This window comes from Fibrobacter sp. UWB16 (genome assembly GCF_900215325.1).
Taxonomy (GTDB): Bacteria; Fibrobacterota; Fibrobacteria; order Fibrobacterales; family Fibrobacteraceae; genus Fibrobacter.
The window spans coordinates 130,268-153,838 of the sequence record NZ_OCMS01000002.1; the positions used below are offsets into that span (position 1 = coordinate 130,268).

Annotated in this window: 19 protein-coding genes; 9 read left to right on the plus strand and 10 right to left on the minus strand. The window is 50.3% G+C overall.

Going from position 1 to position 23,571, the window contains the following annotated elements; all coding sequences use genetic code 11:
* Nucleotides 1-5: 5 nt before the first annotated feature.
* Together CRN95_RS05985 and CRN95_RS05990 are read right to left on the minus strand one after the other, a co-directional pair.
* The gene (locus tag CRN95_RS05985; protein ID WP_088630704.1) at nt 6-788 is read right to left on the minus strand and encodes an ABC transporter ATP-binding protein; all 783 of its coding nucleotides are present in this window, start codon (nt 786-788) and stop codon (nt 6-8) included.
* A gap of 8 nt (nt 789-796) precedes the next feature.
* Nucleotides 797-1,861 (minus strand): ABC transporter permease, encoded by a 1,065-nt coding sequence (locus tag CRN95_RS05990; RefSeq protein ID WP_088630703.1) that lies wholly within the window; start codon nt 1,859-1,861, stop codon nt 797-799.
* Nucleotides 1,862-2,041: 180 nt separating this feature from the next.
* Here CRN95_RS05990 and CRN95_RS05995 point away from each other — a divergent pair, with 180 nt between their 5' ends.
* The 4 genes from CRN95_RS05995 to CRN95_RS06010 all read left to right on the plus strand — a co-directional run bounded on the left by CRN95_RS05995 (nt 2,042) and on the right by CRN95_RS06010 (nt 5,460).
* Nucleotides 2,042-3,469, plus strand: coding sequence for a class I SAM-dependent RNA methyltransferase (locus tag CRN95_RS05995; protein ID WP_088630702.1), 1,428 nt, complete (start codon nt 2,042-2,044; stop codon nt 3,467-3,469).
* Between the two features lie 49 nt (nt 3,470-3,518).
* Nucleotides 3,519-3,962 carry a hypothetical protein gene (locus CRN95_RS06000; RefSeq protein ID WP_088630701.1) on the plus strand — a complete coding sequence of 148 codons (444 nt, stop codon included), beginning with the start codon at nt 3,519-3,521 and terminating at the stop codon, nt 3,960-3,962.
* A gap of 12 nt (nt 3,963-3,974) precedes the next feature.
* Complete coding sequence (locus tag CRN95_RS06005) at nt 3,975-4,901, plus strand: hypothetical protein (RefSeq protein WP_097020362.1); 927 nt, start codon at nt 3,975-3,977, stop codon at nt 4,899-4,901.
* Between the two features lie 115 nt (nt 4,902-5,016).
* Nucleotides 5,017-5,460, plus strand: coding sequence for a hypothetical protein (locus CRN95_RS06010; RefSeq protein ID WP_145993966.1), 444 nt, complete (start codon nt 5,017-5,019; stop codon nt 5,458-5,460).
* 191 nt (nt 5,461-5,651) lie between these two features.
* Here the strand turns inward: CRN95_RS06010 and CRN95_RS06015 are convergent, their stop codons facing one another.
* Together CRN95_RS06015 and CRN95_RS06020 are read right to left on the minus strand one after the other, a co-directional pair.
* Nucleotides 5,652-9,200, minus strand: coding sequence for a PD40 domain-containing protein (locus tag CRN95_RS06015; RefSeq protein ID WP_097020364.1), 3,549 nt, complete (start codon nt 9,198-9,200; stop codon nt 5,652-5,654).
* A gap of 276 nt (nt 9,201-9,476) precedes the next feature.
* On the minus strand, nt 9,477-11,489 hold the full coding sequence (locus CRN95_RS06020; protein WP_097020365.1) for a carbohydrate binding domain-containing protein: 2,013 nt from the start codon (nt 11,487-11,489) through the stop codon (nt 9,477-9,479).
* 207 nt (nt 11,490-11,696) lie between these two features.
* On the opposite strand from CRN95_RS06020, the gene CRN95_RS06025 reads away from it, so the two are divergent.
* Nucleotides 11,697-13,079, plus strand: coding sequence for a nitroreductase family protein (locus tag CRN95_RS06025; protein WP_097020366.1), 1,383 nt, complete (start codon nt 11,697-11,699; stop codon nt 13,077-13,079).
* 207 nt (nt 13,080-13,286) lie between these two features.
* On the opposite strand, the gene CRN95_RS06030 is transcribed toward CRN95_RS06025, so the two are convergent.
* Both CRN95_RS06030 and CRN95_RS06035 read right to left on the minus strand, forming a co-directional pair.
* Nucleotides 13,287-13,955, minus strand: coding sequence for an LrgB family protein (locus CRN95_RS06030; protein WP_088630695.1), 669 nt, complete (start codon nt 13,953-13,955; stop codon nt 13,287-13,289).
* Between the two features lie 12 nt (nt 13,956-13,967).
* On the minus strand, nt 13,968-14,324 hold the full coding sequence (locus tag CRN95_RS06035) for a CidA/LrgA family protein (protein ID WP_097020367.1): 357 nt from the start codon (nt 14,322-14,324) through the stop codon (nt 13,968-13,970).
* A gap of 150 nt (nt 14,325-14,474) precedes the next feature.
* Here CRN95_RS06035 and fmt point away from each other — a divergent pair, with 150 nt between their 5' ends.
* From fmt to CRN95_RS06055, 4 genes are read left to right on the plus strand one after another with little or no spacing between them, the layout of a single operon-like run.
* Nucleotides 14,475-15,398 (plus strand): methionyl-tRNA formyltransferase, encoded by a 924-nt coding sequence (gene fmt, locus CRN95_RS06040; protein ID WP_097020755.1) that lies wholly within the window; start codon nt 14,475-14,477, stop codon nt 15,396-15,398.
* A complete protein-coding gene (locus CRN95_RS06045) occupies nt 15,392-16,663 on the plus strand; it encodes a transcription antitermination factor NusB (RefSeq protein ID WP_097020368.1) in 1,272 nt (423 codons plus the stop codon). The genes fmt and CRN95_RS06045 overlap by 7 nt, the downstream gene beginning before the upstream one ends.
* Entirely contained in the window at nt 16,660-17,262 is a 603-nt protein-coding gene (locus tag CRN95_RS06050) for a hypothetical protein (RefSeq protein ID WP_097020369.1), read from the plus strand. Before CRN95_RS06045 ends, CRN95_RS06050 begins: the two co-directional genes overlap by 4 nt.
* Entirely contained in the window at nt 17,262-18,971 is a 1,710-nt protein-coding gene (locus CRN95_RS06055) for a hypothetical protein (RefSeq protein ID WP_097020370.1), read from the plus strand. Before CRN95_RS06050 ends, CRN95_RS06055 begins: the two co-directional genes overlap by 1 nt.
* 60 nt (nt 18,972-19,031) lie before the next feature.
* Here the strand turns inward: CRN95_RS06055 and CRN95_RS06060 are convergent, their stop codons facing one another.
* From CRN95_RS06060 to CRN95_RS06075, 4 genes are all read right to left on the minus strand, one after another.
* The gene (locus CRN95_RS06060) at nt 19,032-20,252 is read right to left on the minus strand and encodes an A/G-specific adenine glycosylase (protein ID WP_097020371.1); all 1,221 of its coding nucleotides are present in this window, start codon (nt 20,250-20,252) and stop codon (nt 19,032-19,034) included.
* A gap of 73 nt (nt 20,253-20,325) precedes the next feature.
* The gene (locus CRN95_RS06065; protein ID WP_088630688.1) at nt 20,326-21,756 is read right to left on the minus strand and encodes a glycosyltransferase; all 1,431 of its coding nucleotides are present in this window, start codon (nt 21,754-21,756) and stop codon (nt 20,326-20,328) included.
* The gene (gene hisA / locus CRN95_RS06070) at nt 21,719-22,501 is read right to left on the minus strand and encodes a phosphoribosylformimino-5-aminoimidazole carboxamide ribotide isomerase (protein WP_097020372.1); all 783 of its coding nucleotides are present in this window, start codon (nt 22,499-22,501) and stop codon (nt 21,719-21,721) included. The genes CRN95_RS06065 and hisA overlap by 38 nt, the downstream gene beginning before the upstream one ends.
* A complete protein-coding gene (locus CRN95_RS06075; protein ID WP_088630686.1) occupies nt 22,501-23,553 on the minus strand; it encodes a lipocalin-like domain-containing protein in 1,053 nt (350 codons plus the stop codon). The genes hisA and CRN95_RS06075 overlap by 1 nt, the downstream gene beginning before the upstream one ends.
* Between the last annotated feature and the right edge of the window lie 18 nt (nt 23,554-23,571).

Below are 23,571 nucleotides of genomic sequence, written 5' to 3' on the forward strand. Positions count from 1 at the left end.
CCAACTCAATCAATAAAGTCAAAGTGGTAAAAGTCTTCGTCATTGTATTCTTTGGGGCATTGCCTATTGAAGAAATGCCTGAGGATGGGATCGTCAGATTCCATGCCTTCTTTCAAAGTCGCATCTTTCAGGACGTAGCCGTCCTTGAGGTACACAAAGCGGTCGCAGACAATCTTGATGCTCTCGAGTTCGTGGCTCACAATCACCATCGAAACGCCGAGCGTGTCGCGCAGTTCGAGGAGCAGTTCGTCGAGCGAACGGGCAGTCACCGGGTCAAGGCCTGTGGATGGTTCATCGCAGAACAGAAGTTCCGGCTTGAGCGCAATCGCGCGGGCAAGTGCTGCACGCTTTTTCATACCGCCAGAAATCTCGCCGGGGAACTTGTGGAACGCGTGGAGCAGGTGCACCTTCTCGAGGCGGTCTGCGACAATCGCTTCCATCTGGCTCTTGGGCATGTAGGGCATGCTACGCTTGAGCGGGAGCATCGCGTTTTCGGCGACGGTCAAGTCCGCAAGCAGAGCGCCACTCTGGAAGAGCACGCCGGTGCGCATACGCGTTTCGCTGTCGAGACCTTCTTGCGGGCCGAACGACTTTCCGAAGTACGTAATCGTACCCGCATCGGACTTGATGAACTTGAGCACGTTGTTTAAAAGCGTCGACTTACCGCAACCGGAACTGCCGAGCACCATGCGGATTTCGCCCTTACGCACACCAAACGAAATATCCTTGAGGATAGTCTCGTTGCCGTAGCTCGCTTTCAAATGGTCAACTTTTAGAATTTCGTCCATATTGACCTCTAGTAGAAAATGAAGGCGAAAAGGGTATCCGAAATCACGATCGTGCAAATAGCTGCAACGACGCTTGAAGTCGTCGCTTTACCGACCGCTTCTGCACCGCCGTGGGCGTTGAGGCCCTTGTTACAGGCGATGAGCGTTACAATCCAGCCAAATACAAGTGCCTTGATAGTGCTCTTGAGGAACGTCATCGGGTCGATGCCGTCGCGAAGCCCCATCATGTAGTTCGAGAAAGAAATATCGCAGAAGAAATACGCAATAAGGAACCCGGCGAAACTACCGACGATGGATGCGCTAAACGAGAGGATCGGCGTCGTGATGCTCAAGGCAATGAAACGCGGGACCACGAGGTACTGCACCGGCGGGATGGCCATGGACTTCAATGCCTTGACTTCTTCGCAGACGCTCATGTTTGCAATTTCTGCCGCCATGGCGCTACCGGAACGCCCTGCCAAAATAATCGTCGTGAGGAGCGGGCCGATTTCAGCAAAAATGAGGAACCCAAGCCCCGAAGCGAGGTAAGAGCCGCCACCGACCGCATTCAGCATCACCGAACTCTGGAGAGCCATCGTAAGGCAGATGAGGCCTACGAACAAGAAGCAAATGCCCATGGCTTCACTGCCCGACTTGAACATCTGCTTCGTGATACCGCCAAAGTGGATTTTACCCTTGTCGAACGGTCCGACGATGGTCCAGTAAATTGCCGTAAAGAGCAAAACGAGGACTTCGAAGACTTCCTTGAGCAGCGAAAATCCGGCACCACCCATCATTTCGAGGATGTTGTTGGTCTCGCGCTGCGGCTTCTCGGGCGGAACCATCTTGCGGAGGTTCTGCAAATGCTGCTTGATTTCGGGCGGAAAGTGCTCGAGGACGAGCTTGTTGCCCGTCTTTTCGGAAAGTTCCGCTAAAAGTGCAAAAAAGGCATCGGCACTATAGTCCATCGAGGCAAGGCTTGATCCGTCCAGATGAAGCTCCCCTTTGGTGAGGGCGCTCCTGCAACTCGAAAGCAGCTTTTTGCTGTTCGCGGCAGTGAGAGCACTAGGCAAAACTATCGATGTCGTTTCCATTGGGCGACAATTTAGAAAAAATATGCAATTTGAATATGGTAATAATGACAGACTATTAGATATACGTGATGAAATGCATAAATACGGTAATGTCGTTTACATGTTATTGCCTTGTCATGCCCAACTTGATTGGGCATTACCCTCTCGTGAGGGGCTCGTAAAAATTCTATTTTTGCAATTATGGTAGAATTCCGCAGAAACAATCACTCGAAACAAGACCGCTTTAATCGAGGTAATTCTCGTCCGAATCGCAATAATGACCGCCGTGACTCTAGCCGTGAGCCGCGCGGTGAATGCTTGATGCTCCGCATCGAAAAGATGGTGCAGGGGGGCGAGGGCATGGCGCGCTTGGAAGATGGTCGCGTGTGCTTTGTGGCGGGAGCGTTACCGGGTGAACTCTGCAAGGTGCGCCTCACGTTCCAGAAAAAGGACTTTACCAAGGGCCGCATTGTCGAAGTCCTGGAAGCAAGCCCCGATCGAGTAAAACCGCTTTGCCCGTTGTACGGCAAGTGCGGTGGTTGCAGCTTGCAGCATCTGGCTTCCGAAAAGCAAGCGGAATATCTTGAAAAAGTCGAACGTGAAAATTTTAAGCGCCTCGCTCATGCGGAACTGCCCGAAGATTTTGTCATTCACACAGGGAATGCCTGGGGTTACAGGAATCGTGCCCGAGTCGTGTTCCGCGGCAATTCCGGTTATGGTGCTGCAGATCGCGATGGTGCTGCAAAACGAGCTGCCTTTGGTTTCCGTGGTGAAGAAAGCAATAACATCGTCCCGTTTGAAAAATGCCCCGTGCTCACGGACGGCTTGAATGAATTCTTGCGTGGACCTGCCGCGACGCTTCTCGCGGATAATCGCAATCCGAGCGATCGCCGCGATGTCGATGTGAACATTTTCGATAACGGTGCTGGCGAAATCTCATTCTATTACCCAGGAATGCACAAGTCCGAATTCGATGCTCATGCCGTGAGCCATGTCGAAATTGCAGGCCGCAAAATCGAAGCGGACGCATCCGTATTTTTCCAGAGCAATTTGGGGCTTTTGCCAGAACTTGTCGAATCGGTCCGCAAGGCTGTAGATGAAGGCTTGGCAAGTGGCAAGTCCTCTGACGCTTGGCTGATTGACTTGTTCAGCGGAGTCGGTTTCTTTGCCTGTATTTTGCAGGACAAGTTCAAGAAGATTACGACTGTCGAACGCGAAGAAGGTTGCTTTAAACACGCGAAAGTTAATTTGTCTGTTCCGGCGGCGTTTCCCGAAAATTCTGCGGCATCTCGAGACTGCGCGGCTTCTTGTGACTCTGAAAATCGCGCGGCGTCTTGTGCTGTAGAAAACGTCTCGGCTCCTGCCGAAGATTGGCTCGTCGAAAACGTCGTCGAAGTCCCCGCAACCCTCATCGTAGACCCGCCGAGAACGGGGCTCCCCAAAGAAGCTTTGACCGCCATCGTGAAAAGCTCTGTCAACCGCCTGATTTACGTTTCTTGCGACCCGGTGACGCTTGCTCGCGATTTCGCCAAGTTCTCCGAGGCCGGATTTGCCCTTTCTCATGCCGAAGGCTTTGCTTTTTACCCTCAAACGCCCCATCTTGAGATGATGTTTGTACTTGACAGATAGTTTTTTGCTATTTTGGAAAGTGCTGTTGGGCAAAAAAGAGAGGGATACAATGAACAGAAAACAGAAAGTCGTTATGCTTGCAACTTTAGCCTTGGGTGGGCTTTTTGCAGGTTGCTCAAAATCCGAACCCATTATCGCCTGTGGCCGTGAATGGAATCCGGCTGTGGGTTATGTTGCCGATACGGGTAGCGTTTTCAGAATGGCTGATGAACTCATCATCCAGTTGCGTTATGGAACGGGTTTCGACTTTAACACATTGAAATTTGCTTTCTACGAAGGCTCGCTCACGAATAAGGGCGAAAAACTTTGGGAACACGATTTCCGTGTGACGAACAAGATGGAAGCTTTTACTCTTGAAGCTCGCTCGCGTCGTGGTGGCTATGCAACCGCCCGCGAAATGACGAAGCTCAAGGCCCCGGGAACAGTCGTTGTCGAAGTCTCTTCTGAAAGGGGCTTAATCGCAGCAAAACAGCTGTCTATTGTCAATCAATAATTGGTTATCTTGATGAATAAAATAAAATTCTTGAGTGGAATGTTTGTCGCTGCAATGCTCACTGCTTGTGGCGAATCTGAAGTATCCGTTGACTATAAATTAAACGCTCCTGTCACGCTCGAAATGTACACCGAAAGCTTTTATGCGACGCTGGACTTGAAGGGCGAAGAAAAGATGGGGACGATTACAGCGACGTATGCCGATTTGAACTACTCTTCAAAAGGCGATACGACGTTTGTCAAGCGCAATTACGTGATTGACAAGTCTCGCGGATACCTCAAGAATTTTATGCCGACGGAACTCGCCTGGCGCATCAAGGAAGTGAACATCGCTGCCGTGGACCGCAATGTGACGAGCCTTACCGGCATTGATGATGGCTATGACACGCTGCTTGCCCATGTCCCGATGCCGAGCCGCTGGCGCGATCAGCTCTTGAATCCTGAATTCAAGCCGCACCTCAAGCGTTTGGAAAAGCACCGCTGGGAAATGGACCACTTGCTCAAGGGCGTCGTGCCGGTCAAGGGCAATGTGACTGAACTCCTCAAGCAGCAGGGCCGTTTGAACTTTGCGCTTATCAAGGTGGACTCCGTGGTGACGAAGGGCTTTACGAATCGCGACCACCGCAAGTGTTTGGACTACGTCGTCTACTTGCAAGAAACGGAAAGCTTCCCGTATTTCATCTGGGAACAGCACGTGGGCAGCAAGATTGTGCCGGACAAGTTTAAGGCTTATACCTCTGGACTCAAAGGCGAATACCGCACCGAGTTCGAAGTCATGATTGAACCGGAAACGGGTCTCCCATGCCAGGAACGTGAAGTCAAGGTCGGAACGCACACGATGATCCACCCCGAAACAAAGGATACTGTCACGTTCACGAGCCACATCTCGTACGAAAGACTTTACAACACCAAGCGTGACATCCCCGACGCCGCTGAATAAATTGCAATGTCATGCCTGCCACCGAGCAGGCATCTCCATTCAATGTCATGGCAACATTCTAATAACCATTGACTAATAACTAAGTTCTGCTTATTATTTTTTGTACCTTTATTTTATGCGTTTGACAATCCCTCTCTTCCTTCTCCCTGTCGCGATGAACTTCATCGGTTGCGCAACTCACGTCTCCTCGCAGCAGACCATGGCTGATGACCGTAATCTCGTTTACGAAGATACGTACAAAGCGTACCGTGAAGCCGAAGAAAAGTATTTGAATTTGCTGTTCAATATCGAACGCATGCCCGAAGAACAGGAACTCTGGGTGATGAAGCGCGAACGCATGATTGAACTCATGCAACTCAAGGAACTCATGCTTAATGCGCGTCAGGAACTTGATGGCGCCATTCAGGAATGGGAACGCCACTTGATTGATGTTCAGGCCGAAGTGAAATCTCGCGAAATCAAGAAGCTTAATCCGAATTTCAAAGGCCGCGATGCGGAGCGCACCAGCCCCGGCCAGCTCCTCCCCGGCGAATCCAAAAATCCAAGCTTCAACTACTAAACCATAAAAAAACGGCGGCTCTAAGCCGCCTTTCGTTTATGCTAATCTAGAACTGCATACACAGTTATAATTGCAGATACGTTTTATAATGCAATAAGCGTCGGCCAAGGATGGGGAGGGTGCAGGGAGGGGCCCGTGCGGCCTTCGCCGCCTTTTTATGTGTCATGCCTGCCGCTGAGCAGGCATCTCCTTTATTGCCAGCTGTTGGCAAACCCCATCCCAATGGAAAACTTGATTCTCGTGGGGCAAATATTCTTGTGCAACAGCGGCAAGTCAATCGGCTTCAACTTCGTTCCACCGCGCAAATCCTTGTCCTCACCAATGCGGCTCAATCCACGTGCCAGCGTGAGCGAAATATCGAACGGAATGTTATCCCAAATCTTGTTGCTCATGCGGAAGCTTAAACCTACGGAACGGTCCCAGAATTCGTGCTTCGTAAGCTTGCTTGTCCAGAACTTGCCATCCCATGCGGCGCCAATCTGTGCAAACAGGTCTACGTACAAACTACGAGTCGAGAAAATCCAGAGGTCGTGTCTCCAGTCATCGTAAATCGGGTAGAGGTAATGGAGTTCTGCTATTGCAGTCTTTGTACCTGCGAGAGTGTAATCTTCATTGCTGCGCAAGTACGGATAACCGTCGAGGAATACTGGGGTCAGGTAATACGAGTCGAGCGTGTCGCTTACGTCATCGGTGTTCCAGAAGAACGTCGTGAGTTTACCGCCTGCGGCAAGTCTTGCATGGAGGAGCGGCGTCTGCACGCTTCCATAAAGGTTCAAGCCGAACTGGTGCAACGTGAAGTTTCTGTAGTGGCTTTCGATTCTGCCGTTCTCGGTGACATAAAGTGAGCCGGGGCGGCTAAGGTCGCTGTTGGCGTACTGGTAATAGGCAAAGAGGCCGTTCCCTTGTCCAGAAATTCCCGAGCCACCTTCGCCTTCGTGGTCGCCATAAAGCCCGAGGCCGACAGTTGCGCTAAATCGTTTTTGGTACGTCCATTCGATTCTTTCATCGTAGAAGTTGACATTTGCCCAGTCGTAACTGATGGCCGCTTGCAATGTATCGATGCTCTTGAAAATGCTATAGCCTGCGGTACCCGTAATGGCTTGTGTGGCGTAAGCGTAATGAGTTGTTCCGATACTATCGCCGCCGTGGGCTCCAACGTCTTCGTAACGGACGGTGTCCTTGTTGGTGTAGTTTGCGTAGCTGTAAGAAAGTCCAAGATCAAGTGGCGTGCTGCGGTTATCCCATGCAATAAAGAATTCCTTTTCTTGCTTGGGGTTGAGGCCGTCGCCATTGATGTAGTCGAGTCCTTTGCCGAGTTCCAGCAACAGTCCTAGCTGTACCGTGTTTTTCTTGAGCGGGTCGCTGATGACAACGGCAAGTCCAAGCTTAGCCTTGACTTCACCTTCGCCAAAGACCGTCATGCTCGGGGCGTTTTCGGAGATGCTAAAGATTGGGACGAACAGCGGAATGTTCGGTATAGGCTTGTAGTTTCGTTCGGCTCCGGCAAATTCGCGGTCGACGAGCTCAAGCTCTTTGTGGGGCTTTTGCGGGATTGTCCCATGCAAGGTGATTTCGTGTTGAGTCGTGTCCTTGACGGTAACCTTGATGGTGTCGCGGTGTTCCACCTGAATCACGTCCTTGCGCAAGACGACTTGTGTGCATTTTGCGGAATCAGCAACGTTAACGGCGACATTCGTTGCCTTTGTTGAATCTGCGGTTTTGACCGTGTCGGTGCATGCGACCTGAATGGTATCGGCTTTTTGCAAAACGCTATCGCGGATGGTCACGACAACGCTATCGCGGAACAGGGGGGCTGCTTCTTTTGCGTAAGGCAACTTGTAAAGCGAGAAACCGTCCTTGTCGTACTGCGTAAAGAAAATCGTATCGCCAGAAAGTGTCGGCGTGAATGCGCCACCGATCACGTTTGTGAGCGCACGTTCCTTGCCGGTGTTCAAGTCCTTTTCGATCAAGTTGAAAATGTTATTTCTGTTGCTTGCGAAAACAATCTTATCGTTGTCGATCCAGTTGACATCGCGTTCGTCATAGCCTGCGGTACTTACGACTTTGAAGTTTGCACCGTTTGTGTCAATCACCGCAATGCCACGCTGCTTGTCGTCAAAGAAACTGAATGCGATGCGTTTTCCATCCGGGCTGAACTTGGGACTGTAAATATTATAGTAGAGCAACGAAGTGTCCGGCTTGAAAATGTCAATGGGTTCTTCGGTGGAGGCGTTCTTCAAATCGCTATTGAACGGAATCTTGCTCAATACGAATCTTGTGCTGAACGGCTCGCGTCTCACGAATACAATTGCGGAGCCTTGTTTATTGAATGACGGGTAAACCGCATCGACGAGGTACGTGATGGCAACTTCGTTCTTGTTGGTGTCGCTCACGGCAACGTCAAAGTGTGCGTGTCCGTCCTTGTCGCGATTCTGGTAACTGATGTAAGCGAGAATGGGGCCGTGCGCGCTGTCTTCAAAAACGTCGATGCCCTTGTCGAACCAAGGCTTTTTGGCCTTGAAACCGGACTTTGCAAATTCTGAAATATTGATGAGGGTGCTGTCGGCGCCTTCCACTTCGATATCGCCAATTTCAACCTTTGTGGAATCTTGAGCCTTATCGACCTTCGTGGAATCCGCGACTTTCGCGGAATCTGTCGCCGTACTATCTTTCGTCTCTAGTCTCTCGTCTTTCGTCTTGAGAATGTCTTCCAGCGGAATCTTGAACACGCTTCCGTCAAACCACGGGCCGCCAAAGTTCGATATGCCGTAAAGGTTCTTGCCACTCACGACGGGGAAGTCCTGCCAGAAAGCGTTCTTCGTGATTTTGATACCTTCGACAAGCGTGCCGAGAGAATCTTTTTGCGCTTGGTAATGCTCGGTAATTTCCTTTTTCCAGTTGTCGTAAAGTTGCTGTTCGCTGATGCCGAGTACGCTTTTGATGGCCCCGTTCAGCGTAGCGCGGTAAGGCTTTCCGAGTTCGTGCCAGATTTTTGGAATGGCGTCATCGCCGTAATGCTTGGCAATGTAGAGTACAAGTGAAAATCCTTGCGTGTATGGCCCGAGTTCTGCAAGCAGCGAATTATCCGAAAATTCGTGCATGTACGGGAGCGTCATGAGGCTGTCGTTCAAGGCGGCAGTGCGGAGGAGCATGTCGCGATGCGTGTCCCAGGCGTCAAAACCCATGCGCGAAGATTCGTACTGGGCTGTACCTTCGGCAAACCAAAGCGGCTGCAACGTAAACGGAATCATCGTGAGAAAATCCGTTCTCGTGCGTTCGTTATAATAGTCGGTATAGCTGAACTGGAAACCGTAAAGGTTCGGGACGATTTTGCTCCCGCTTTCGATGCTCACGAGGTGGCTGAATTCATGGGTGACCACATCCGAAATCCAGCCGTGGCTGCTGCGGATTTTGAAGTCCCAGTTGGTGAGCCAGAGGTTCAATGCATTTTCGCTCGGGATGGCGCTGCCGTTGCTGTAAAGAGCGTTGTTCAAAACAGCGCTGATGCGTGGGAGCGGCTTGTTGTAGCGGCTAGTGACGGAGTCGTAAACTGCTTCGGCATAGGCTGAAACTTTTGCGGCGTGAGAGGAATACTCTGTAGGGTAGATGAACTGGAAATGTTCGGTGCCTGCGGTTTTCCACTTGATGTCGCTCTGGTTGCCATAAAAGCCGGCGGCGCTTGCTGTTCCCGCCAACAATGCGGTACAGACTGCAAAAATGCTCTTGATTTTAAACTTCATAATTGTAATTTAGAATTTTAGGAGAACGTAGAAAAATGGAAATAAACGGAAAAACCGCATGATTGCTCATGCGGCTTATTTTTGGAGGAGATGAGGATCTTCCATTGTTGTATTTAAAAGATACCTAATATCCCCATGGCGAAGAGTCGCTAAAAGTTGTATTTTGTTGGATGTCTGTATCGACTGTACTTAAAAACTGTCAATTTCTTAATTCCGAATTAAAAAAGCCACGCATTTCTGCGTAGCTTTTTTGTGTGTGGATTTCAAGGAGAAAAATTACTTGCCGACGCCGAGAGCCTTGTCGAGGCCTTCGATCAACTTGCCGTTTTCAATCACGGAGAAGTTGCCGGTGTAGCCCCAGTGAGTCCAAGGAATCTGGAGAGTGTCGCAGATTTCGCGCATGGCCGTGAGGTAGTTGATGCGGGATTCTGCAGAAGAGCGGAGGTTCAATGCGCCGAATTCGTTGATGATCACCGGCACGTTGTTGGTGGCTGCCCACTTCTTGGCCTTGAGAATCTGTTCCAAGATGGCTTCCTTGCTGCCTGTCTTGTAGTAGTTCTTGATGTTGTTCTTCACTGCGGTTTTTGTGTTCTTGTTGACACCGAAGTCGCCAGAGATCGTAGACCACTTAGCCGGATCGTAGGGGAACGGAATATCGTGGATGGTCGCGTAGTCCGTCCAGGAACCGCCCTGATGCGTGAAGACGAACGGTTCGTAGGTGTGGATCACGTAGATGATGTTGTCGTCGGTGAACGGAGTGCGGCGGGTAAGCAAGCTGATGGAGTACCACTGGGCATCACCGAAGAGGATGGTGTGCTTGGTATCGACTGTGCGGATGGCGTCAATCATCGCCTGGGCTGCAATCGTCCACTGAGCGGAGGTGACCTTTCCGTTGGACATATCCGGTTCGTTCAGGAGTTCAAAGAACAAATCTTCACGAGTGCTTTCGGCATAGTGGGCTGCAACATGCTTCCAGGTTTCGGCCATCATTTTGATGTAGTTTTCGTCCTTGGAAGTAGTGACATTGTAGCTGTTGTCGTATTCGTGGTAGTCGATCACGAGAGACATGTTGTACTTGGCTGTCCATTCAACGAAGGAGTCGAGAACCAAGAACAAGGTGTCGTCATCAAACTTGAGTTCTGTGTCGGTGCCTGCGATAAATGCATCGCGGTTTGTGGCATAGAGGTCTAGGTCAATCGGCAAGCGGAGGCTCTTGAAACCATTTTCGGCGAGAATCTGGACATCCTTTTCGCCAAATTCAAAAGACTTAAACTTGCCATCTGCATTTTCGAGCCAGTTGGTGAAGTTGACACCCTTGTTGAGGTACTTCATGGCCTTTTCCTGCAACGGGTTCGTCACGGTGATTTCGGCATCGGTGAAGGTGACGGTTGGAATGACCGGATCCATGATTTCCATATCCGGCTGGTCCTTTTCAACTTCAGAAGAATCCTGCAAGTAGATGTTGTCGATGAAGAGGGAGTCGGTTACGACCTTGCTCTTGTTGCCCTTGGCCTGGAAGCTAATTGCCATGAGGTGCTTGGCATCGAACGTGACTTCCTTGCCCCAGCCGCCCTGGACGAGATCCTTGAAGCGGACAACGGCCTGCTTCCAAGTGCGGGATGCCGGGAATTTGGCGAGATGCACGTCGTAGTCTTCGACGTCGGTAATTTCGACATGCACTTCGTGAGCGCCGCCCTTGTACCAGTAGGTAAGGCCACCGTAACGGCCGTTTGCGTCGTCCGGTGCAATCTGCAGGCCCCAACCCACGTACGGATCGTAAGCGTATTCGCCTCTGTCGAGCGTGTAGTTGACTTGCAAAGCGTAGTTGGAACCGTTGTTGACGCGGCCCGGGATAATGTTTTCTTCTTCGTTCAGCGGAGTCGTGATGATGGATGCACCGTCGTTGTCGTTATCATTGTAGGTGTACCAGTAATCGCCGATTTTGCTCATGTTGTCGCCATCTTCAAAGTCGTCGACCAAAGTGCCGAGACCTGCAGGCATAGTGATGGGGCCTTCTGCGGGGAGCGTTGACGGGTCAACTGCAGTGGCTGAGCTTGAAGATTCTGTGGGGAGAATTGTGTTGGAGGAACTGGAGGTCGGGTCAAGTACAGCGTCGCTAGAAGTTGGATACATGTCGCTGCTAGAACCCGGAACAGGGTTATCTGCAATGGAAGTGCCTGGAGCGTTGGCAAACGTTGCTTCTGCATTGTCATCGCCACAGGCGGTAAAGGCCATTGCTGCGGCGATTCCGAGAATGCTCATCTTGGGATAAATTTTCTTGAGTTGCATAAAACCCTCTTAAGGTGATTTTTCTTTTTTACCAAAGATATATAGAGGGCGTTGTTTTATGCTATGTAAAATGATATATCGGAATAAAAAGTGTAATAAGTGTTTTGGTCGAAAATTCCACTTTTTGTACGAAAAACGTTAAAAAATATTTTATTTATCTGACACAACGCATTTGACAAACGCTAAACTTTTTATCTTTGGGCCTAGATGCGCTATTTTTCGGAAATTTACCACGAATCGACCCAGTATATTCCCCATGGAAGTGGGGATCCCGTCATTATGCACTGGGAAAAGCAAGCGTATGCCGATAAGCGTTATGAGGGGTGCAATCGCTATCCTCTGACGGCCGCATTCATGCCGCTTTTGGCACCGATTTCGGCGGATTATCTGAATCCGGTTTGCGTCTATGCCGTGGTGCATGGGGGAGACGTCCCCGATGGCGTTTACTACGTGGATCGCGAGGAATCGAAGCTCGTCAAGTTGGGCGGTGCTGATGCTCGCAAATCAATTCTTGCATCGTTTCCGGAACAGGATTTTATAACCGAAGCGCAGACGATTTTCATTTACACAGGGCTCTTGGAACGAGCGGTTTGGCGATTCCGCGAGGCGGCGTATCGACAGGTGCAAATGGATGTGGGCTCTGCTTGCGCCAATACGATTCTTTTGGCAAAGTCGCGCGGGCAAAAAGTCTTTGCGCTAGGCGGGTTTGTCGATGATTCTATTGCGGTTGCGCTCAAGCTTGGGGCGACTGAAATGCCGATGGCGGCGATTGCTGTGTTTCCGGAAAAGAGCATGGTCGCATTCAATTCCGTCGATGATGGCGTCGGTGAACTTGCGTATTCGAACCATGCGGAGATGAGTGCGTATGTGGGCGAGGCGGAGAGTAATTTTGAAATTTCTCGCTATCCGTCGCGATTCATGTTGCAGAACCATCTCGAAAATATTGACGATTTGAACCTTTGCATGAAGGTGCGCCGTTTGAATGTGCAGGCGCTCCCGGGCGATGAATTTCCGCTGACGCCGTCGAAGTTTACGAACGAGTATTATTTGCGTGAACTGTGGTATTTGCGCACCGATAAAAAAGTCGCCGCGCCTTTTGTTCACGGAACGCTAGACTTGGATGATTTCTCGTCGTTGTTGCGCTGGTTGGAACTTGCGCAGTTGAACGCATTTGGCGCAGGACTTATAAAAATTTGGGTGGTGGTTTTTGATGTGATGTTCGTGTATGCAGGCGTGTACCGCTACATCCCAGTTCGCAAGTCCATCTACATGCAAAGCGGTTCTGCCAATCCGAAAAAGTTTAACAAGTGCTTTGCCGTTCCCGAACAAGTTCAAAATTCCATGTTCGCCGTGGTGCTTACTTCGAACTTGAATGAATCCTGCCAAGTGCTTGGAAATCGCGGCTACCGCTACATGAACTTGAATGCGGGCGTGCTCGCCGAATCGCTTTACGTCTCCGCGCGCTTGCTCAACAAGACCGCTCGCGAAGAACATTTCTTCTATCACGACGAACTCAAAAAGCTTCTCGACATTCCCGAAACCGAAAGCATCATCTCGACCGTGCTAATCGGAAAAAGTCCCGCGAGATAGCCTGCATTGTCATGCCCGCCAGAGCCCGTAGCGTCATGGCGGACTTGATCCGCCATCTTGTTGCATTGTCATGCCGGATTTATTCCGGCATCGCCATCTTGTTCCATTGTCATGCCCGCGAAAGCGGGCATCTCCCTCACATCCTGATGAGCTGTTATTTTCACATTGTCATCCTGAAGGCGTAAGCCTGAAGGATCCAGTTACATTTTACGCAAACACTTTAAGCAATACCGGCGTCACGAATACGGTCATCACGCCCGCGACTCCGATGGACAAACTGCTCATCGCACCCTGAACTTCTCCAATTTCCATCGCCTTTGTCGTTCCAAGCGCATGGCTTGCGGTTCCGATGGCAACGCCTTGCGCAACCGGATTCCCGATGCGGAAAAATTTGCAAACGAGCGGTGCTGTCACGGCGCCTGTAATTCCCGTAATGACAATCGCCACAATCGTGATGGACGGAATACCGCCAATCTGCTCGGATACCACGGAACCCATCGGAATGGTGATGGACTTCGGAATGAGCGAAAGCATCAGAGTCTTGCTGATGTTGAAAATTTTGGCGCAAGCGATCACGCAGGCGATGCTTGTGATGCAACCCACGAGAATTCCCGTTAAAATCGGGAGCCAGTTGTTTTTGAGTGCCTGGATGTGTCTGTACAAAGGAACGGCAAGCAGAACTGTTACAGGTCCGAGAAAGAACGAAATATAATCGCCGCCTACTTTGTATGTTTCGTATTTGATTCCCGTGACGGTTAAAAATCCGATGATGAGAATGGTGGCGATGAGAATTGGGTTCAAAAGCGGGTTACGCCATTTGTTGCGGATGGTGACGCCAAGCTCAAAAGCGATGATTGTAAGAATAATTCCAAACATAGCGCGTTAAAATCAATTTTTGTTTTTGTTCTTTTTGCTTAAAAGTTGAACGGTCCAGCCGGTTGTTACCATGGTCACGACCGTAATCACGATGCAGAGGAACAGCAATAGTGGCCATTGACTTTTAACGTCATCGCCGACGAGCATAAGGCCGATTGCAGGGGGCAAGAAGAAGAACGAAAGGCGCTTCAAGAAGAAATCGCTCACTTCGCGAATCTGGTCGAGTTTCACGATTTTTAGGCAAAGTAACAAGAGCAGGATGAGCATTCCGAGAATGTTGCCGGGAACGGGAATGCCCGTGTAATCATGAATGAGGTCGCCTGCGTAGCAAATTCCCAAAATCAGGGCTAGTTGTAAAAGTACTCGCATGCGCCCAAAGATAGAAAATAAGGGCTCACGCCAAAGGTGTTTTTTTTAATGCAAAAAGTACATTATGAATTAGAAAACTCAGATGTCATTCCGGCCTCCGAGCCGGAATCGCCTTTTTTGAGTGGCAAAGAAAAACCTATATTTTGCGGTATGAAAATTGTATTTATGGGAACGCCCGCGTTTGCGGCACAATTCTTGGAGCACCTCGTTGCTTCCGATAACGAAGTTTTAGCTGTTGTCACACAGCCCGATCGCCCGGCAGGCCGTGGCCGCGTGCTTACGCCTCCGCCTGTGAAAGAGGCTGCGCTCAAGCACAATTTGCCGGTCTTGCAGCCGACGGACTTGAAGTCTCCTGAATTCGAAGCAGACCTCCGCAAGTACGATGCCGATTTGTATGTCGTCGTGGCGTATTCCATCTTGCCCAAGAACATTCTGGGCATCACGAAGTTTGGTGCTGTGAACGTTCACGGCAGTTTGCTCCCGAAGTACCGCGGTGCCGCCCCGGTGCAGCGTGCCATTGCCGATGGCCTCAAGGAAACGGGCGTGACCGTTTTCCGCTTGGACGAAAAGATGGATCACGGTCCGATTCTTGCACAACGCACGGTCGTGATTGACCATCAGGACACAACCGCAAGCTTGCTCGACAAAATGGTCGCTCCGGGTTGCGATGCTTTGGACGATGCTTTGAACCAGCTCAAGAACGGTTGCGAAAAGGATTTGACGCAAGACCACGCTCAGGCAAGTGGCGCTCCGAAAATCAAGAAAGAAGAAGGCTTGATCGATTTCAATTTGCCGGCACGCACGATTCACGATCGCATCCGTGCATTCAATCCGTGGCCGGGTGGCTATGGAAAGCTCGGTGGCCGCATGGTGTACTTGCGCCAGACGGATACTCCCGAAAATGGTCCGAGTCTTGCTCCGGGCGTTGTCGAATTCAAGGACAACCGACTCTTTGTCGGCACTGGTGAAGGCGTTCTCGAAGTGATTGAAATTCAGGCCGAAGGCAAAAAGCCGATGCCTGTGGCTGATTTTATGCGTGGCATTCAAAAGCGCGAGGGACTTCAATTTTGCTAACGGAACGTGAAGAAGCCTATCGAGTTCTTTTGCTTTGGCAAAAAGACGGCTCGTTCATCAAGGAAAGCGGACTTTCTCCTTTTGCGATGGAACTTGCTCTGGGCGTTTGCCGCAGGCACTTGTACCTTGAATATTTCGTCAAGTCGCTCACAAAGAAATTGCCATCGCTCGAAGCCCGCGTGATTCTTGAAATGGGCCTCTTCCAGATGTTCTTTATGGACGTGCCGGATTACGCTGCGATTAACGATAGCGTGGAACTTGCAAAGTCTGCAAATCTTGGCGAGAGTACTGCGCGGCTTGTGAACGCGGTGCTTCGCACTGCTCGCCGCCAGGGCGAGCCTGCGCTTCCACCGCAGCGCGTTCGCCGCGTGAGCGTCGAGAATTCCGTTCCCGAATGGCTTGTGCGTCGTTGGTTCGACGTGTACGGTGGCGACCGCGCCGAAGCCTTGGCGAAGGCGACGCTGGAGCGCCCGACCGAATGGATCCGCGTGAACTTGCAAAAGACGAGCGCTCCGGTGCTTGCCGAAAAAATCGGCATTACGGGCGCCTCGATTCTCTACGACCGCTTTATTGAAATCCCGCGTGACGTGGGCGTGAAGCTCTTGCTTGCGCTTCCGGAATTTGTGAAGGGTGAATTCTCGTTCCAGAATCCGTCTGCATTTGAAGTCGTGAAACTCCTCGACTTGAAGCCTGGCTTGAAAGTCTGGGACGCTTGTGCTGCTCCCGGCGGCAAGACCGCTCTCATGGCAGAAATGGATAGCTCGCTTGAAATTCTTGCGAGCGATTCGTCCGCCTCGCGTCTTGAAAAGATGCAGGACCTGATGAACCGCCTCGGCCTTACAAACATCAAGACCGAAGTCATCGACCTTGCCCCAGCCCAAGCTCCCGCGACCTCCCCGCAGCATTCCTCTCTCCTCTCTCGTCTCTCGTCTAAGTTCGACCGCATCCTCCTAGACGTTCCTTGTAGCAACATGGGCGTGATCGCTCGCCGTCCAGAATCCGTCTACCGCATGACTCCGGAATCCATCAACGAAGTCGCCGAGCTACAGTTCCGGATTCTTGAAAATGCATCTGCCGCACTCGCTCCAGGCGGGCGCCTCGTGTATGCCACTTGCAGCCCCGACCCGACGGAAACAACGCGAGTTATCGCACGATTTGTCAAGGCTCATCCTGAATTTGTGAAAGTTGGCGAGCCCGTTTTGCCTGGCCTCAAGGATTCTCGTCTCGATGGCTTTTTTGCACAAGCTTTGGAATACAAAAAATGAAAAAACTCATTACGATCCTAGCTATAAGTCTGGTATCGCTTTTGCATGCTGAAGATCCGCTTGCGTTTAGAAACGACTCTGCGGCAGTTGCAAACGATATCTCGTTCTCGCATTTGTCCGTTTTCCTTGAAGGTGGCGAAATCTACCCGATGGGTGATTTGATGGATGCTGTCGAAAATACTTTATATGGTGGTGTTGGCGTGCGTTACACTTATTGGGAAAACGTCGATGGAGTCGTGATGTTTCAGTACGCCTATTTTAAGCCGATGACCGATATTTATTATGATGGCGTTCACCAGTTTATGGGTCGTGTCGGTGCTGATTGGAAATGGCAATTGATTCACCCGGTTATCCTTGGCGCGGGCTTTACATGTAGCTGGACCCGAGCCGATGCTGAACAAATTCATTATACCAAACGAGGCGGTACGCTCACGGATAACGAAACTGAATTTGGCTGGTACGCAAGAATCAGCTTGCCTGTGTTTAAGTATAAAGAATATAGTGCTGGTTTCCATGTGATGTGGGAACAGCTTTGGACTCTTCCGGAACGTTCTAATATGCTCTCTGCGGGTGTATCTATTGAAAGGAGTATTTGGTAATGAACTCCTTTTTAAATAAAATATTTGCTACTTTGGCCGTTTCTGCAACTTGTGTTTTGGCTTCTGTTGATGCCGAAATGGAAGGCATGGAAGTTGTCTCCCGTGATGATGGAACGTTTTTGATTGGTTCTCCGACGTTCTATTTTGATCGTGCTTTGGGTGCTGGCGGTATTCATTCTGAAAGTGAATTATGGACACCGCGTAAATTGCGCTATCGTCAACTTTTTAATCGTCTGTCAGTGTTGCCCAGCTGGGATCCCATTGAAACACCCTCGGTCTGGATGAAAACCGGTAACGAAGTTGGCGATTTGATTTATCAGGATTTCTTGACGGATGTTGAAGATAGACCTATCAATAGAACTCCAATTTTAGAGGTTGGTGCTCGTACTCCGTTGTTTCATGGATTCTGGGCGACTTTCCGCTTGTTCCAAGATGACCATTATTGTTTCCGTTCTGCATATGCATATCGTCAATATCAAACCGATGGTCAATTCTCGTTCTTTGGCGAGAACTGGCCGATGTTCAGTTCGGCATATGGTGGACTTGGCTATACCAATGATTTCATAAATGCTTCAGTTCTTGCTGGTATGGAATACATGTGGATCTTTACTGAAAGTTCCAGGTGGATTCCAGTGCTGTATAAGCCGCGTATCGAAGCGCGTGCCGACTTTGGTAACTTCTCGACAACGCTTGTCTACGAAAATGCAGAATACCAAAATCATAGCAAAAAGGAAAATGGCGAACGTAAAGAAGTGAATGGCTCCGTTATTTACAGCTGTGGTGAAAATTGCAAGCGTAGCATGCTTCAGCTTTCGGCGGGTCTTGCTTTCCGCTTTGTCAATGACGATGGTGTCGTCTATACCGCACTTGAAAATGACCGTGTCTTATGGCCGTTCCTTGAAATGCGTGTCCGCCCGATGGATAAGCTCAAGTTTGATGTCATGTTCGGCGTGAACGATCGTGATTGGCTTGTGCAAGACAGCGTTGAATATCAGGTGCCCGCATTCGACAAGATGGATATTACTGTTGGCGCAAAGAATATTTCTGGTACTCGTTTGAATCCGATTGCCGATACACATGAATTTTTTGATGGCGATACGATTTCTCTTACGGCAAGTGGCCGCATGAATTTATTGCAAGGCTATGTCCGTTTTGAAGATTCTCTCACGACTTTCCTTGGCTTTGGCCTTCGTGGAAGTTTTTGGGCAGAGCATGGTGCCGAAACGTTTAAAACAGAAAAATTCGTTGAAGACAAAATCTATACGTTCCGTCATGGTGATGTTGACCGCATCAATTCCTGGATCAAGGGCGTTACGGGTGAATTTTGGTTAAAGCTCTGGTATGAGGATATGTTTAACTTTACGGCGCTTACAGGCTTTGAACGCATCGATGGTGATGAAAAGCGTTTTGAAGTTAATCCGGCTGAATTTTTTGTTGCCTTTAGTGCCGATTGGCTGATTAAAAAGATGTTCCGTATTTCGCATTCATTGCGCTATAGGAGCGATGCAGAATGGAATCTCCGTTCCAAGGATCCCTTTATTGTAAAGGGCGATTGGTTCTGGGATGCAACATTTGAACAGCGTTTCCCGAAGTATGGAATTTCTTTGGCTGGCTCAATAATTCAGGCTTTGGGTAAAGAAGTGATTGAAACTCCAAATGGCGAATATAGCCGCATTCGATTCTTCTGCACTGCAAAGAAAGCCTTCTAGTCCCGACTGTCATGCCTGCCGGAGCCTGTCCTGAGCAAAGTCGAAGGATGCAGGCATCTCCTAAAATATTTTTTTTAAAGCTTTTAAACTGAATGAATTTGCGAAAGTCTCAAAGGCTTTCGCTTTTTCTATCCATTCAAAAGCGGTTGGTTTTTCGCTATTCACGATTGATTTAGGCAAATGAGTTGCTTTTGCCCTAGTTGCGAGTCGCACATGCAATATATCGCATTCAATTTTATGCACCGTGATGCTGTGGCGGAATGTTCCGCAGTGTTCAACGGATTCGACCTCGTCGGCGTTGATGTAATCTTCTGCCTTGGCGGGGAGAGCTACGGTTGCATGGCGAGCGCTTTCGAAATGCGGGAGTGCAAGTTGCTTGTCCAGGAATTTTTGCCCGCCGTTCACTGCTAAAATTTTTTCGTCCGCACTTTCAATAACAAGTACGGTTCCGTGCCAGTTCTTTTCGGTACGCTTTTTAGTGGGTGGAAATTCAGCTGTGCGGCCATCCAAGAACGCGCGACATTCACCGCGGAGCGGGCAGGTTTCGCAGAGCGGAGACTTTGTCTTGCAAACTGTTCGTCCGAGCTCCATCAGAGCTTCGTTGTGCATGTAGGCCTTCGGAGAATCCGCCACTTCCCACGCATATTCCCAATAAATCTCGGAGGATGATTTTTCTGTCACGCCCGTTTCGTTACTTGTCATGCGTGCTTCTTTGACTGTCATGCCAAATCTGTCATCCCGGACTCTGTTCCGGGACGGGCATCTCCTTTCTTTGACTTTGTCAGTCGGCAGAAAGTCAAGTTCGTACAATCGGCTAAAAATCCTGACGAGATTACCGTCCAAAATCGCTTCGCGTTTATGGTAGGCGAGGCTTAAAATGGCCCCAGCTGTGTATGCTCCGATTCCAGGTAGCGCTTCGAGTTCCTTGCGCGTCTCGGGCATCTTTCGCATTCCCGTCGTCCTCGATGCTGAGCAAAGGGCGGCTACAATCTTCGCCGTCTTCAATATATTCCTAGCGCGGCTGTAATACCCAAGACCTTGCCAGTAATTGAAAACTTCGGCTTCATCAGCCTTGGCGAGCGTCTCCACATCCGGGAACCGCCTCATCCAACGGATAAAATAATCCTTGACTGTTGAAACCTGCGTCTGTTGCAACATCGTCTCGCTGATCCATACGGCATACGGATCGCGCATTGCGTCCAAGTCCGCAGGTCTCCACGGCAATTCTGCCGCGTTCGCCCTGAACCACTCGCGCAAACGTTTCAAAGAATCAGGAGTCATTTGTCAGTTATATTGTCATGCCAAATCTGTCATCCCGGACTCTGTTCCGGGACGGGCATCTCCTTTGGAATGCTCAAATCCCGTACGTTTCCTGCTTGAGTTTCCTGAAATATTCGAACTGCGTCTTGGTCGAGCTTGCAAGCGTGTAGCGTTCGCTGCGCTTGTGGCTGTCGATGCGCATCTGTTCGTAGAGTTCCGGCTTCTCAAGCTTGATGGTGCGGCATTCTTCGAGCGTTTCCAGCCACTTTGCTTCGTCAATCGGCAAAATGCGTCCGCAGCTGTCATCCTGCACAATGTCGTGCGGACCACCGTAGTTGCTTACGATAGCGGGCGTGCCCGTAGACATCGCTTCTACAACCACATTGCCGAACGTGTCCGTCGTGCTCGGGAACAAGAAAAAGTCCGCATCCGCATAAAGGCTTGCGAGCATCTCGCCGCCCTGTTCGCCAGCAAAGCATACGCTCGGATTGTCCTTGAACTGCTTCTTGATTTCTTCAAGATACCAGCCGTAACCCACGTACATGAGTTCTACATCGTCATGCTTAGCAGAGAACTTGCTCCACACAGAGTTCAAAAATTCCAGATTCTTTTCTTTGGAAATTCTACCGATAAAAGCAAATCGTACAGGCTTGTTAGCTCGTTCGCTGCCGAACTTTTCCCAAGCGCCTTTACCGCGCAATGTCGGCGAGAAACGATCCAGCGGCAGCCCACGGGGGAGAATCTGCACCTGGTTTGCAGGCACCTTCAAGTCTTTTTGCAGAATGTTTGCATAGTCATCGCAAGGGCTGATGACCGGGCGTGCCATCCAGTAGAAAATGCGCATGAGCCAAAGTACGTACGTGTGCATCCATTTCGCCTTCACAAGCGTTTTTGCGTAAGTCGGCACGTCGGTGCGGTAGTGGCTAAAGACCTTGATGCCTGCAATCCATGCACATAGGCAAACGACCCAAGCGCCAGGGCTCGGGGTTTCCAGTTCAATCATGTCAATCGGGTAGCGCTTGAGCAATCTCAGTGCCGGCGAAATGCGCGGAATGGCAAGTTCGCTGTTCGCGTACCCGAGCTGTTCCATGCTGAACAAGCGCGGCAACAAAATGCAGTAGCTGTTTTCAATCACACCGCAAGGGCGGGTGTTGAATGCACTGCCGGCGAGGTAAGCCTTCATGCCATGTGCGCGCATGTACGGAATCACGTTTCTCAAGTTGTTCGCAATGCCGTTCGTCTCGTCCAGATTGTCCGAGTAAAACAGAATGCGCACATCGTCCGGGTCTCTTTTTTGGCGTTCCTTTTTCAAATAGAAACGCAATTTTAGGAGCTTGGGCACGTTCAGGAGAGGCGTGAGCGCTACCAATGGCGGGATCCAGCAAGTGCGGATGTTTCCGGGCGGTCTGTGGTCAAACGAGAACATCTTGCGGAAGGTGCTCGTGACTTTGCGTCCAAAGATGGCCGGGCGAGAATCGAGCTTGTCGCTAGCCTTGAGCTTTGTTGAACTTGACGCAGTCGTCATACTTCACTCCTTTGCCACCGAACAAGTCTAATGCACTACCAATAGTGAGGTCTATTTTGCCGTTCGAAATTTCCTTGCAATGTTCCAAGTCTTCAAGCGATTTTGCGCCACCTGCATATGTCACAGGAATTGGGCTGTTCTCGGCGAGGTACTTGATGAGCTCGTCGTCCATGCCCTGCTGCTTGCCTTCGACATCTGCTGCGTGAATCAAGAATTCATCACAGCTCTTGGCTAGGTCTTCGAGCGTTTCCTTGTTGATTTCGATATCGATAATTGTCTGCCAGCGGTTGGTTGCAATCTTCCACTGCGGCTTGCCGTCGACCATGCCGGTACGCTTGCAACTCAAGTCCAAGATCAAATGTTCCTTGCCAACCGTGCGCACGAGTTCTGCTAAACGTTCGCGGTCGAGTTTTCCGTCGGGGAAAATCCAGCTCGTCACAATCACATGCGATGCGCCGGCCTGGATGTACTCCAGTGCGTTCTGGGCATTAATGCCACCGCCAACTTGCAGGCCCCCTGGATACGCCGAAAGCGCGTCCTTTGCCGCGCTCTCGTTTCCCTTGCCAAGCATAATCACGTGCCCGCCTTTGATGCCGTCTCTCTTGTAGAGTTCGGCAAACCATGCGGATGATCTGTCAGTTTCAAAATTGGTCTTAAGTCCAGTTCCGCTGTCGGAGAGTGAACTTCCGACAATCTGCTTTACTTTTCCATCGTGCAGGTCGATGCAAGGTCTAAACTTAGTCATTAGTCCTTGACCCCTGTAATTGCCCAGTCGATATTCTTGCCGAGACCGTTCTTGCTTCTACCACGGTAGAAGAGCACTTCGCCACCGGCGGCGATCTTCATGGCCTTCTTTGCAAACCAGCCTTCAATCTTGTCCAAAAGCGAAGCCTTCTGCAAAACCTTGTTCACGGGGAACACCATGGCCGGGACGCCGTTCTTCCATTCGAAGGCTAATGTCGTTTTGGGGAACTTCTTGCCATTGTAGTCGGCACCGCCTTCCTTGACCTTAGTCGGGATGGCGACCTTCATGCCCTGCGGGCCGTTGTACAAGGCGTAACCCATAATCTGCCCATCCGTCGTGAGCGTAATACGTCCGGCGTGCATCGGTGATTTGTCGCTTGTGCTAAAGTTGATGGTACGTGCGGCGATTTCCGTTGCCTGGGTAGTTTGCCAAGTCTGGTCCATGTAGGCATAGCCCTTGACCGTCAAAGTATCTTCGTTGTAGGCAATCTTACCCGTCACGCGACCGTACGGAATATGGATATACTGGGCAAACTTTTCCTTGCCGTAAGTCCAGACTCCGTTCCCGGGAACCATCCCCTGGACAGCACTTTCAAATGTCACGTCCAGGAGGAACTTTCCACCCTTGTCGGCACTGTAAAGGACGCGGTGGCCTTTACCCGGTTTGTTCTGGAGAATGTATTCGTCCGTCTTGATGGTAATCGTTGATTTTTCCTTGTTTGCGACAAGGCGTTCAGGCGGGTACTGGCGACCGACGGAATAGGTTTTACCCTTGAAGTTCCAAAAGCTCAAGTCGCAGCCGATTTTGCGGCCCGATCCAGGTACGTTGAGCAGGGAATAGTTCACAAAGGCGCGCGTGCCGTTGTCGAACACGAACTGGTAACTCCAAGTTTCGTTGAATTCCTTGGTGATAGCCTTGTGGGGCATAAAATCGCTTACAGTGAGGGCTCTGTCGGCACCTTGAGGTTCCGTAACGGTTGCTGCATATGCTGTTGCAGAAAGGGCGAACAATGCGCAAATGGTAAGCGTAATATTTTTTATTTGTAATCTCATACTTGAAAAAATAAAAAA